The sequence below is a fragment of the Gottfriedia solisilvae genome (genome assembly GCF_002128405.1).
In the GTDB taxonomy this organism is placed as follows: Bacteria; Bacillota; Bacilli; order Bacillales; family Bacillaceae_G; genus Gottfriedia; species Gottfriedia solisilvae.
Map to the genome: position 1 here is coordinate 16834 of NZ_NETJ01000010.1, position 13325 is coordinate 30158.

Below are 13325 nucleotides of genomic sequence, written 5' to 3' on the forward strand. Positions count from 1 at the left end.
CCTTACGTAAAAGAGTAAATGGAAAGGGAGGTCAATATAGATTATGTAGTGGGAAATTATAAAACAAAAACTGTTTTATAATCGAGTAGTGACGAATGTAGGCTTACTACTAAAATAAAAAAAGAGGCTATCAAGTAAACACTTTGTTTACCATAGCCTCTTTTTTATACTGTTCAAACTTTTCATCTAATACAGAGTCCATCCTCTTAGTTACATAAAACTATTTGTCTAACTGTTTGAAATAACTTCATAATAGTGAGTTTTATTTATACCCCGTCAGATTAACCATTTGCATAAAATTGGAGCGTGTTGTAAATAATTTCCTTTAGATTTATATTTCGTAAGGGGTAAATGAATGAGGAATATAGTAAAGGAAATAGAATCCAAGTTTTCCAATCACGATGATTTTTTTATAGAAGAAGAGCTAGTAGATAGTTCAGCAATCTATCTTATTGGATATAAAACACTTGTAGATTTAACTAAATCAAAATTATATGTTCATCAAATGGCTGCTTCGACTAATTCAGTAAAAGAACTATTCACAAACCTTAGTGGTCAGATTAATGTTGAGGCAGAACAAGTAATTAAAGCTGTGCTAGAAGGCAATTTAGTGGTTTTTTCACATAATGGCGAAGAGAATGCCGTTGTTGACCCTATCGTTCAAAATCTGCGCAGTAGTATTGCAGAGCCTAAAAATGAGAGTCCAATTTACTCTTCTTTGGATGCCTTTGGAGAAGATATTAATACAAACCTTGGAATGATTAGAAAAAGACTGGGCAGTGAAAATCTGTGCCATTGTTCCTATCAGGTTGGGGAGTTAGAAAAGCGAAAACTATCGATGCTTTATATTAAAGGAAGAACGCCAAATGCCCTTATAGAAAAAGTTGATCATCAATTAAAACAAATTAAAAGTGATATTGAAACAATCGATGATCTTAATAAACAATTTGGTCAACGCAGATTGAGTCCTGTCAGTCACCTATTCGCAACTGAACTTCCAATTCAAGCCATCCACTCCTTAAAAAAGAACAGAATCGTATTTTTTTTAGATAATTGTCCCTTCGCACTTGTTTTCCCTCATTTACTTGGGGATATGTTAAGTAGTGTAAACGATCGTAATTTCCCCTTTATACTTTCATTTTTACTTAGAATTTTTAGAGTAATAGGAGCTTTTGCGACGTTAATACTCCCAGCTTTATATGTTGCTTTGGTGTCAGTAAACCCCGAAGTATTTAAAACAGATCTTGCCTTATTTGTCGCAAAAAGTAGGGAAGGTATACCTTTATCGGCTTTTCTTGAAACCATAGCAATGGTTGTTTTAGTTGATTTAATACTTGAAGCGATAGTGAGACTCCCTAAGAGTGTTGGACCGGCTATTACTATGGTAGGCGGAGTCATATTAGGACAGGCGATGGTTGAAGCAAAATTAGTCAGTAATTTGTTGGTTATTGTGATTACTGCTGTTGTAATTGCAAGTTCGGCTGTTATTGGAATGCAAAACTCCTTGTACATACGTTTGCTAAAATACCCTATTTTAATATTGGCATCCATTTTTGGAATTTTAGGTGTATGTATTGGTTTCATTTTCACCGTAATCTATTTGGCAAGTTTAACTTCAAACGATATTCCTTATATCACGTTTCAGATTGGACAAAAAGGAGACGTAAAGTGACAAACCGGATTCAAATTGGCGTAATTTTCATTATTATAAATCTAAGTTTTGGGTATTTGCTCTACCCTAATCTAGTCTATACTTTAGCGAAAACGGCTCATTGGGAAGTAGTATTATGTCAGGCTTTTCTGCAATTGCTATTAATTTGGATCTATTTTAAAGGATTAAGCTTTTTCCCTGAAAAAGATGTCATTGATATTTATTTGAAAATGGGGAGATGGTTTTCTTTTATATTTTTGACCCCATTGATCATCAATCTAGTTACGTTATTTGCACTAAATATTCGACTGCACACGGAAGTCATTATTTCTATATTTTTGCCTCGGACCCCTTATTGGTCAATTATGATCTTGTTATTTGTTATTTCGATATATACAGCGGTAAAAGGTTTAGGCACAATTTTACGATCCTCAGTCATTATTTTCTTGATTGTTATTCTCTTAGTAGTACTTAACATTTTTACTTCTGTTGTCAATTTTGATGTGCATAATGTTACGCCAAGCTGGAGTTTACCTCACAAGTTTTTGTTTAATATTAAATTTCTCTACCTTATAGGCTTTTCGTCGTTCTTATTTTTAGGATTTATTTCTCTTAACACAAAATTGAAGTTTAGGCATCTTATTGTTCCATGGGTTAGCGTTACACTATTCTTTTTAACTGTAGCGTATATACCATTATTTATATTTGGACAAGAAGCGGTTGTTACGTTAACCAATCCTTTTTTGGAGGCAATGGATTCAATAGACATAAGTTGGTTTTCATTCAACCGACAAGCGATATTCTTTGGGGTTTCTTTAGTGGGTTTAGTGATATTGACTAATGCCGTGTTGCTTTGGATGATTGGACAAATCATACAGAAAATGATTAAACGTCAAAAAGAGGAATTATCTTATTGGCTGATAGCGATTTCGATGATCGCAGTCATTTTATCAATACTTATACCAAACAAATCTTTGATTGAAAAATACTTTCTGTGGAGTATAGGTGTTCAAGCTTTTTTTATGTTAGTTATTCCATTTACTATATTTATATATGGTTTCTTAGCGAAAAGAGGCGTGTTCGGTTATGAAAAATAATAAAACATTTACTTTATTGATTATAATCATGTCAACTATCTTTCTTTGTGGATGCTGGGATATAAAAGATATAAATAAGCGCTCCCTTCCTTTGGTTATGGGGATTTCTAAGGAAGCTGAAGAAGAATATAAATTAACATTACAAATTCCTATACTAGAAAATGAGAATCAAATATCAAAAGTCGTAACAGGAAAAGGCAATACCGTTGCAAGTATACTTGGACAAATTCGTACGAACTCTGAAGATGCCGTTGATTACACACAAATAAGATTGATCGTTATACAAAGTAACTTAGCACATAGTGAAAAGGAATTTAAGGAACTGATAAAGTTCTTAATGGTTTCAAAAGAAATTCCGTCAAGAGCGTTAGTAGCTATTACAGACGAGAGTATAGAGAAGGTATTGGCAAACATAAACGATAAATTAGGTGTTCAAGCTACTTCGATATATGATTTTTTTAATAAAGGTGGAGGTTGGGCACCGGAGATGTTTAGTATCCCTATTTGGGAAGTCTATCGAAGTGCATTTTTATTTACTAAAGATATAGCTATTCCAGTTGTTCGTTCGGGAAAAGATACAGTATTGGTCTTTGAGGGTTCTGATATTTTGAAGAAAGGAAATATTATTGAAAGAATCAGCCCGCATGAAACTCAACTGATCAACGTGTTCCAAAACAAAAATGAAAAAGGAAAAATAGAAAGTTTAGGATTTGCCAGTATTATGGTAACCAACAGTTCAATTCAAAATAAAACTTCAATGAAGAATAATAAACCGGTTTTGTCTAGCGACCTCAAATTAAAAATGTATATTTTAGAAAGAGAGGAGGGAATTACAGATAATAGAATTAGAAGAGAACTTGAAATGCTTATTGAAAAGAGATTTTACAATATACTTAAGAAAACACAGGAAAGGAATGCAGATATATTTGGATTTGGCCAACAATTTCAACATATGCTTTCCTACAATGAATTAAAAGATTGGCGGAATGTATATTATCCCAATCTAAAAGTGAATTTTAAAGTTCATGCCAATATGGAGTAATGGACACTTTTCATCCTTTCATTCTTAAAGATACCCTTGTTTTCATAATACTGGTAATGTTAGGTAATAATATCTGAAACGTTATGTTATAACTCTCCTAAAAGAAGGTAAATAAAATGAATAGGAAGATAGTAATAAGTGGTTATCAGTTTTTTTGTACGATGTTTTTGTTTGAGGTTGGTACTGCCTCTCTTGTTTCTCTTGCACCGAGAGCTAAACAAGATGCATGGATTGGTTTATTACTTTCTCTGATTTTAGGATGTTTATTATATTACGTGTATACTAAAATATTTGAAACATATCCAGATATTCCATTTACCCAGTATGTTCAAATTATATTAGGTGAGTATGCAGGGAAAATTGTAGTACTCACATATATTATCTATTTTATCTACATGGCTTCACTCATTTTACGGAAATTCGAAGAACTATTGGTCATGACTTTATTTAATTCATCATCCTTAATTTTGATTGGAATTTTAATGTTGTTTTTAATCATGTATGGGCTTTTCAAGGGGATTGAAACAATCGTTCGTACAAATGAAGTTATTTTTGTATTAATCATATTGATTTTTGTATTAATAATAACTTTGGAATTTATTTCTAAAGTGTATCATTTAGATAATTTAAGACCGGTTTTAGAAAATGGATGGACACCGATTATTAAGGCAGCTATTCCACAAGGACTAACCTTACCATTTGGTGAAGTTATTACATTTATTATGTTGATGCCATTATTAAATAAAAAAGAAAAAGCATTAAAAGTGGGCCTGCCTGCTTTAATATTTTCCGGTTTAATCTTACTGATTTTCACAATAAAAAATATAGCGATATTAGGAGTTCCTGTATTAGAAAGAACCCTTTTTCCTCTTCTAACTTCTATCAGTTATATCAATATAGTTAATTTTGTACAAAGATTAGATTCATTTATTGTAATCTTTATGGTTTGTGGAGGTTTCGCAAAAATAACCGTTTTTTTCTATTGTGCTGTTTCAGGATCTGCAGACATATTTAATATAAAAAAAAGTGAACAATTAATATACCCAATTGGTGTAATCATTCTACTAAGCTCACTTTGGCTTTCACCGAATATTGTTGAAAATGACATAGAAAGGTTTGAAATTTTACCTTACTATCTACATATACCACTTCAAATTATTATACCAATTTGTTTATTAGTAATTTCACTGATACAAAGGCGTTTAAATGAAGATCAAATCCAAGCAAAAAAATAAACTATTCTTATCATTAAAATACTAAAAAGAGGCTATGTGTAAATGAATTTTTTATTCAAGCCTCTTTCTTTTTTGTGTTTTTTATCGTTAACCATCAAATAATAATCTCCCTTCCAAATCATAACCATGAATAGGAAAATCCACTTATTTTACAAACTGAAATTGTGATATACATTCTAATAAACAGTATTTACATGTCACTTTGCCATAAATAACCCAATTTTAATTTTAATATTTCAGTTCTTTTCTACTAAATTACAGTAGTTTTCTTATGAAAAATCTTCATTTATAAAGATTTCTATCTCAACTCATATGATAATAGTCCTTTAGAATAACCCAATATGATTATGGTTAGAAGACGATTATAATTTCATTAAATTCTGTAATTAAAAATGTGAAAGTCTGAGACATTTTTAAGTATTGATGGTTTTTCTATTTAATCTTAATAGATTAATAGAATGATATGTCTTAATAGAAACGGATGAGGAGAGAAGAAATGAAAAAAAGTAAACGTTTTCCTTATAGGGTAATTGCAACTACCACTTTAGTAACAATGCTATTAACGACAACTATTTTTGCAGAAGAAAAGGAAGTTAATCAAGACCAAGCTCCAAGTATTGAAGAAATAGTAAAACAAGGTCAGAAGATTTTTATTGATGAGCAAAATCAAAGTGCTGATGCATTGGTAGATACATTACGTTATTCAGAGTTGAAAGAAAAAGGACAAACGGCACCTTATAAGCCAAATGAAAAGGTGCGTGTCATTGTAGAAGTAGAGCAGCCAGAAGTATTAGAGAAAACTGAAAAAAGTAAAAAGGTGAAATATAAGGAAAAGCAGGATCAAGTAATCTCTGAGATTTCAAATGGTTCTAAGAATTCTAAGCATAAAATAAAGCAGCGTTTCTATGAGGGATTCAATGGATTTAGTCTTGAAACTGAGTTTCAGAATGTAAAAGATATTCAATCTACAACAGGTGTTACGAATGTTCATATTGCAAGAACATTCCAACCTTCAATGGGAGCAAGTAAGGAATTGGTACAAGCACAAAAAGTTTGGGAAGAGTACGGCTACGAGGGTGAAGGAATGCTTGTGGCGATCGTTGATTCAGGATTAGATTACACACATAAAGATATGACGTTAACAGAAAAAGGGAAGGCGAAAGAAAAGTGGACTGAAAAAGGAATTCAAGACAAATTAGCTGATACCGAAGTTAATGAGACATGGTATAGCGACAAGGTTCCAACTGGATATGATTGGGCTGACGGGGATACAGATGTAATTCCACGTGGTCAAAATGGAAGTCCTCATGGTATGCATGTTGCAGGTACTGTTGGTGCAAATGGTGATGAAACGTCCGACGGTGTAAAAGGGATTGCGCCTGGAGTACAGTTATTAGCCGAAAAAGTATTCTCCGATAATGGTGGAGGGGCATATGAAGATGATATTATTGCTGGAATTGAGCACGCAGTAACGATGGGAGCAGATGTCATTAATATGAGTTTAGGTTCAGATGCAGGTTTTGTTGGTGAGGAAAATGATCCAATCCAAAAATCAATCAGAAAAGCAACAGAACAGGGAACACTTGTTGTTGTAGCTGGTGGAAACTCTTCTTACAGTACAAAAAATAATTTAATCCAATCTTCATTACAACCATATGCGGAAAATCCAGACATCGGTACAGTCGGAGAACCTGGAGTAAGCCCATTTGCGCTATCAGTAGCTTCCTATGAAAATACGAAAATACATATGAGTACATTAGTTGATGAAAATGGTGTGCAGCTACCTTATCAAGATCAAACTCAATATAACTTTAAGCTTTCTAAAGTATTAACTCCATCTGAGCAGTATGGAATGGTTTTTGTAGGAGAGGGACGAACTGCAGACTTTACGGGCAAAGATGTGACAGGGAAAATTGTAGTTGCAAAGCCAAATCAAAGATATGGAACTTATTCCTATATTCAATCGGAAGCAAAAAAGAAAGGTGCAAAGGCTGTCGTATTAGTTCCACCTAATGATGAAGTTGATTATCCATTTGTCTATTTTAGCCCGATTTTAACACCGGCCGTAACTACAAGTAAAGAGATTGGGAATGCTCTAATTTCTAAACTAACAAGTGGACATGCTGTTAAGATGCAATTGTCGAAAGGGACATTGGTTGAAAATCCAGATAAAAATACAATATCAGATTTTTCATCCTATGGAACACCACATACTTTAGATTTTAAACCAGAGTTATCTGCACCAGGTGGAAATATATATTCAACGGTACCTGGGAATGAATATGAGATTATGAGTGGAACATCAATGGCAACACCTCATGTGGCAGGTGGTTCAGCATTATTATTGGAAGCATTATATGATAAAGGTTTAACTCACTCAAAATCAACTGCTTTAAAAGCGAAAATTGCCTTAATGAATACTGCAAAAGTTGTACAAGATCCGCGTACGAATAATGAAGTACCATATTCACCACGTTTGCAGGGATCAGGCTTAATGCAAATTAAAAATGCTATCAAAACACCTGTAATTGTGTCAAATAAAAATGCGTCACTAGAGCAAGCGGGTGCAGTTGCATTAAAAGAAATCAATGAAGGTACTGCCCACTTCAAATTAAACGTAGAAGCGTTAAATAACATTGATGTCAAAGATCTAGAATACTCAGTCTATGTTGACGTACTAACAGATGGCAAAGAGACAAAAGAATTTGACCTAGACAATGATGGAACAATCGATTCTAAAGAATATTTAACATTAAAAAGCGAAAGATTAGTTGGAGCTTCTGCAAGTGTAAATGGAGAAACAGTCACGATTTCAAATGGTAAAACATTAAAAATTAAACCAGGACAAGAAAAAAACCTAGATGTACAAATTAAACTGCCTAGTAATTTAAATAAAGGAACATTCGTAGAAGGCTTTGTACGTTTAGTACCTACTGGGAAAAATAGTGATTCTGCAGTACCATTGACAGTACCTTATATGGGGTACTATGGAGAATGGGATCAACCACAAAACATTGATCCTGTTGCTTGGGATAAAGATGCATTCTTAGGATATACAGTACTTTGGAATGATGAGCCTGGTTCTGAAGGAACATTCCCACTTGGTTATGATCCAAGGACAGGAAAGTTTGATTTGAATCGAATCGTTATTTCTCCTAATGCTGCTTTACCAGGTGTATTCCCAACATTTACAGCACTCCGTAATTTAAAGGAAACAGAAATGTATGTAGAGGATTTTAACGGTGAGAAGATTCAATACCTTGGAAATTTTAGCGAGTACACAGGAAAACCATGGAAATTCCGAAAAAATATTATGGCATTCCGTGATTATATGATTGGTGGTTACTTATGGGATGTTACAGATAAAAATGGTCAAGTCGTTAAAGATGGAATATACAACTATGTGATAAAAACGACACTTGATTATAAGGATGCAAAACCACAAATTGTGAAAATTCCTGTGAACGTGGATTCCATCGCTCCTGTTGTATCAGATATTCAAGTACAGCCTAAAGATGGCAAATATGAAATATCCTTCAAAGCTACAGATAATGAAAATGGCAGTGGATATAATGGCGCTATCGTTTGGTATAACGGGAAGTATAAGCCACTACAACAAGGACAAACAAGTACTATTGTAAATGAAGAGCCTAAGAGTGTGGTAGTATTGGGTGCTGACTATGCCTTAAATCATGGTTATACAGTTTGGGGTGATCCATCTTATATTAATGATGAAATGCTAGTTAGTTATTTCAGTGTTTATCCAAATGAAAATGTAAGCTCTAGCACCCCAGCGGGTATTAATGGATTTGCGAGCAATCGTGTAAATTGGAAGGTTTTAATTAAAGACGAGAGCGGAAAGTTGATTGATTCACTAAATGTTGAAAATGAAACTGAAATCCATGTGAAATGGACTCCAGAAGAAGATGTTCCAGAAGGTACTTACACAGTATCAGCCGAAGTTGAAAATAAGCAAGGATTTAAAGTAACAACGAAGTCCACAACGGTAACTGTAGTGAAATAGGATCTTGTTTTTAAAATGCATCTTACGATAAGTAGGATGCATTTTTCTTTGTCGGTATTCATAATAAATATGGTAAAATAAACAAAATTCAAATTATCAAAAACGAAACGAGACATCAAGAAACCAAAGAGGTACAGATGTTTAATATCTATATTTGTACGTTAAAAATTCCCTTTTATAGTCTGACTCTTTACAAAAGAGTCTTTTTTAATTTGCCTGTTTTCACAGTAATTGTAGTCATTAAACTTTTTAGGAGGTCAATGGATGATTTACTTAATACTAGTACTATCATCATTCTGCATGATTCTTTTATTCTACATGTATAAAGAAGCGCATTTAAATATCATTAGGAAGCATGAATTTTCATTTTCAACTACAATGCTTGATAAACCGTTAAGAATTTTCTTTATTTCAGACATACATAGGAGATTCATTCATCCAACTCTAATAAAAAAAATGAAGAATAAAGTTGACTTAGTGATTATAGGTGGGGATTTACTTGAAAAGGGCGTACCTTTCCATAGGGTTGAAAGCAATATCGAAACATTAAAAAGTCTTGGACCACTTTACTTTGTATGGGGAAATAATGATCAAGAAAATGGACTGAATGGATTAATGGCTATTTTCGAGAAATTTGACGTACGTATTCTAAAAAATGAAGCAACGCTTATGATGCATCAACTTACTGAGTGGACATTAATTGGAGTAGATGATCTGAATACTGGACATATTGATATCAATCGCGCGCTTCATGGTAAAAAGGAAACAGGATTTAAGTTATTAGTTAGTCATAATCCAAGAGTAATGGAACTGATACAGGATGAGCATAAGATATCTTTAGTGCTAAGTGGGCACACACATGGTGGGCAGATTCGTATTTTAGGTTTTGGTCCATATGAAAAAGGCAAAGTACACATGCAAAATGGCATCACACAAATCGTTAGCAATGGATATGGTACAACTGGTATCCCACTAAGGTTAGGTGCAAAGCCTGAGACACATTATATAGTCATAAAAAGCTTATAAATGAAAGAAAAAGGCAGGTATTCAAAATACCTGCTTTTTTTTGCAAAATGATAATCAATGAATAATCGAAACAGCAGTATAAACTAACAATAATGCCATAACAATATTGAACTGTTTCCTATATGTTGATAAAAATTTTTGAAAGACCGACCCAAAAGCACTCCAGCAAACAGTGCTAGTGAAACCGACAAATGCTAGAAAAAACGAGGCAAGAATTAAACTGAAGTTCGTTTTGTAATATGGAATAATAAATGATGAGACTGCTGTTAAGCCATAAATCAGTCCTTTTGGGTTAATAAATTGCAATAAGATCCCTGTAAAAAAAGTATTGTTCTTACTATTTTCACTGTTCGATTGATTAGCGCTGCTTTTCAAAATCTTATAAGCTAAATACAACATATAAACAAAGCCAAAAATGGTCAGGAATAGTTCGATTTTTGGGATAAAAGAATGTAGCACCAAATTAAAATAGCTACACATTAACATAATGATAAAGAATCCAACTCCAACACCAAAGCAAAATCTAATGGAACTTTTGAAGCCATTCTGATTCGCAAAGATCATAGCCATAATATTATTCGGCCCAGGGGTAAATGAAGCGACAAAAACAAAAAGTAAAAATGAAAGCACTGGCATAAAGTTCTCTCCCTTATTATGTTATAATGTTCAAAATGGTCTATATAACGTATTGTATTTTAAAGTATACAACATGGACGTTATAACGCACAACAAAAAGTTAGGAGTTTTTCAAATGGAAGAGCTAAATTTAATCATTGCAAAAAATTTGAAAAGTCATAGAGAGAAAAAAAAGTTGAGTCTAGAAAAAGTTGCAGAATTAACTGGTGTAAGTAAGACAATGGTCGGACAAATAGAAAGAGGGGAATCTAGCCCAACAATCACTACACTTTGGAAAATCGCAAATGGTTTAAAAATATCGTTTACTTCATTAATTGAAAATCCACCACCAGAAGCAAGGGTGATCCGTAAAAATGAAGTACATGCCTTAACGGAGGATAATGGAAAATACAGAGTTTATCCATTTTTCCCTTTTGATGAAAAAAGAAGATTTGAAGTGTATTCTGTTGAGTTAGATAAAGGTGGAATGTTAAACGCTAGTCCACATGGAGTTGGTACGGAGGAATTCATTACAGTTTTTGAAGGAGAATTAACTTTGACGGTTAATGGCACTTCTCATATTGTTGAGGCCGGTAATTCAATCCAGTTTAAAGCAGATCGTGAACACACTTATTTTAATTCAGGAGAAACATTAACACGCGTAAATATGGTTATATACTATCCGGTTTAAACATACGAGAGAACAAAGTGTTCTCCTCAGTTTGTAGACAAAGTTAAAAACTAAGAGATTCAGACTGATTGAAAACGCTTGTCTTTCGAGGCGCTAAGCCGGATGAGGAGCGGAGTTACCTTAGACGGTAATGAGCACCGCAAGCAGGCGAAGCAACGAAGAAAGCGAGCGTTTGTCAACAGTCTGGGGAGAACATAAAATGTTCTCCTTTTTTTCTAGCTTCGATGTTCTACAAGGTCAATTGCACCTAAGACAATGTGGGCTAAACCGAAACCAAAAACGGTGTTTGCAATCATTTTGTTAGACCCACGTTTTTGCTTTAGTGCGTAACCAGTAGCTGTAACAGCTGATCCAAGTACAGTTGGGATGAGTCCTTCACGAATGTTCAAGATAAAATCCCTCCACATCGAAATTAGTAGGTGATTCATCACCTTATCATTAATATTATCTATCGCGAACGGTTATATGTATTAGGTAAAACGGGGATATAACAATTTTTGTTAAGTAAGTATCTCTTACTACTTCTAAAAACCATACAAATTATGAATAAGTTTGGATTGTATATCCATTTCTTATGTTTTACACCGTCATGAGCTTTGTTGGAAATATATTTTAACTGTAAGAAGAAAGGATTAGGGTAAAGTAATTGTATTGCAGGTAATGTGTATTTGTTTAGAATTCGGTGGAGGAATTATGGAAAAAAAACAAAAAATGAGTTTGTGGGCACTCTCCAGTGTACCTTTAGTAATGACCTTAGGAAATTCAATGCTAATTCCTGTACTACCAAAAATTGAAAAACAACTAGGGATAACGGGCTTTAAAGTATCCATGATTATAACTGTTTATTCAATTTTTGCGATTCTTCTCATACCAATTGCTGGCTACCTGTCCGATAAGTGGGGAAGAAAAAAAGTAATTATACCTAGTTTACTGATTGCAGGGTTAGGTGGCGTACTAACAGGGTGGGCGTCTTGGAAAATGGAAAATCCATTCCTTTGGATCATAATTGGAAGGATCATACAGGGTATCGGTTCTGCTGGTGCTATGCCAGTTGTTATTCCTTGTGTTGGAGATATGTTTAAAGATGAAAAAGAGGTAAGCTGTGGCTTAGGGCTAGTAGAAACCTCAAATACCTTTGGAAAAGTACTGAGTCCTATACTAGGTTCTGTACTTGCGTCCATTGTTTGGTTTTTACCATTTTTTGCAATTCCAATTCTATGTGCAATCGCCATCATTTTCATATCAATTTTTGTAAAACAACCTAAACAAAAAAAGAAACAAAAGGTAAAATCGGTAAAAAAGTTTCTTCGATCAATAAGGAAGATTTTAAAACGAAATGGACGCTGGCTTTACACAATTTTCATTTTAGGCGCCATCATAATGTTTATTTTATTTGGCATGCTTTTTTATCTTTCATCTATATTAGAAAACCGTTACCAAATACACGGCGTTATGAAGGGATTAGTATTAGCCATTCCTTTGGCAGCCTTATCATTTACATCTTATGTGACAGGAAAAAAAATTGGTGATCAAAAAACGATCATGAAAAGATGTATTTATATTGGATTTATTATAGTCAGTCTGTCTTTTCTCATACCGCTATTTTCAAAAAACATCTTTTTGCTGATTTTAAATCTTATTTTATGCGGAATTGGAATTGGATTATCTTTACCAAGCTTAGATTCACTAGTAACAGAAGGAATTGAAAAGGAAGAAAGAGGAACAATTACTTCTTTATATAGTTCTTTGCGTTTTGTTGGTGTTGCAGCGGGACCGCCTACTTTTGCGTACTTAATGAAAGGTCCGGATAATTATATGATGATTTTATCGTTGATACTTGGCATTGTAGGCGCATTTATCGCAATTAAATATATTAATCCTAAGGAAGAGGACCAAGATCTTTTACCTCAAAAACACGTAAAGACATAGATAGGCAATCGAAAA

At 33.5% G+C, this 13325-nt stretch carries 10 protein-coding genes; 8 read left to right on the forward strand and 2 right to left on the reverse strand.

From position 1 onward, the window contains the following. Window positions 1-355: 355 nt before the first annotated feature. From CAB05_RS20700 to CAB05_RS20725, 6 genes are all read left to right on the forward strand, one after another. The gene (locus tag CAB05_RS20700; protein WP_088003907.1) at window positions 356-1672 is read left to right on the forward strand and encodes a spore germination protein; all 1317 of its coding nucleotides are present in this window, start codon (window positions 356-358) and stop codon (window positions 1670-1672) included. Then, window positions 1669-2748, forward strand: a complete 1080-nt coding sequence (locus CAB05_RS20705) for a GerAB/ArcD/ProY family transporter (protein WP_158093324.1) — start codon at window positions 1669-1671, stop codon at window positions 2746-2748. The genes CAB05_RS20700 and CAB05_RS20705 overlap by 4 nt, the downstream gene beginning before the upstream one ends. Continuing rightward, a complete protein-coding gene (locus CAB05_RS20710; RefSeq protein WP_088003911.1) occupies window positions 2738-3790 on the forward strand; it encodes a Ger(x)C family spore germination protein in 1053 nt (350 codons plus the stop codon). Before CAB05_RS20705 ends, CAB05_RS20710 begins: the two co-directional genes overlap by 11 nt. Before the next feature lie 116 nt (window positions 3791-3906). After that, the gene (locus tag CAB05_RS20715) at window positions 3907-5025 is read left to right on the forward strand and encodes a GerAB/ArcD/ProY family transporter (RefSeq protein WP_088003913.1); all 1119 of its coding nucleotides are present in this window, start codon (window positions 3907-3909) and stop codon (window positions 5023-5025) included. A 496-nt stretch (window positions 5026-5521) separates the two neighbouring features. Next, a complete protein-coding gene (locus CAB05_RS20720) occupies window positions 5522-9049 on the forward strand; it encodes a S8 family serine peptidase (RefSeq protein ID WP_088003915.1) in 3528 nt (1175 codons plus the stop codon). 264 nt (window positions 9050-9313) lie between these two features. Next, window positions 9314-10075: a metallophosphoesterase gene (locus tag CAB05_RS20725; protein ID WP_088003917.1), complete on the forward strand. Its 762-nt coding sequence runs from the start codon at window positions 9314-9316 to the stop codon at window positions 10073-10075. 54 nt (window positions 10076-10129) lie between these two features. Here the strand turns inward: CAB05_RS20725 and CAB05_RS20730 are convergent, their stop codons facing one another. After that, a complete protein-coding gene (locus CAB05_RS20730; protein ID WP_088003919.1) occupies window positions 10130-10711 on the reverse strand; it encodes a LysE family transporter in 582 nt (193 codons plus the stop codon). A 115-nt stretch (window positions 10712-10826) separates the two neighbouring features. On the opposite strand from CAB05_RS20730, the gene CAB05_RS20735 reads away from it, so the two are divergent. Then, window positions 10827-11381 (forward strand): helix-turn-helix domain-containing protein, encoded by a 555-nt coding sequence (locus CAB05_RS20735; protein WP_088003921.1) that lies wholly within the window; start codon window positions 10827-10829, stop codon window positions 11379-11381. 215 nt (window positions 11382-11596) lie between these two features. Here CAB05_RS20735 and CAB05_RS20740 read toward each other — a convergent pair whose 3' ends face one another. Beyond that, a complete protein-coding gene (locus CAB05_RS20740; RefSeq protein ID WP_088003923.1) occupies window positions 11597-11770 on the reverse strand; it encodes an asparagine synthase in 174 nt (57 codons plus the stop codon). A 304-nt stretch (window positions 11771-12074) separates the two neighbouring features. Here CAB05_RS20740 and bcbE point away from each other — a divergent pair, with 304 nt between their 5' ends. Continuing rightward, window positions 12075-13310, forward strand: a complete 1236-nt coding sequence (gene bcbE / locus CAB05_RS20745; RefSeq protein ID WP_088003926.1) for a bacillibactin exporter BcbE — start codon at window positions 12075-12077, stop codon at window positions 13308-13310. Window positions 13311-13325 lie beyond the last annotated feature (15 nt).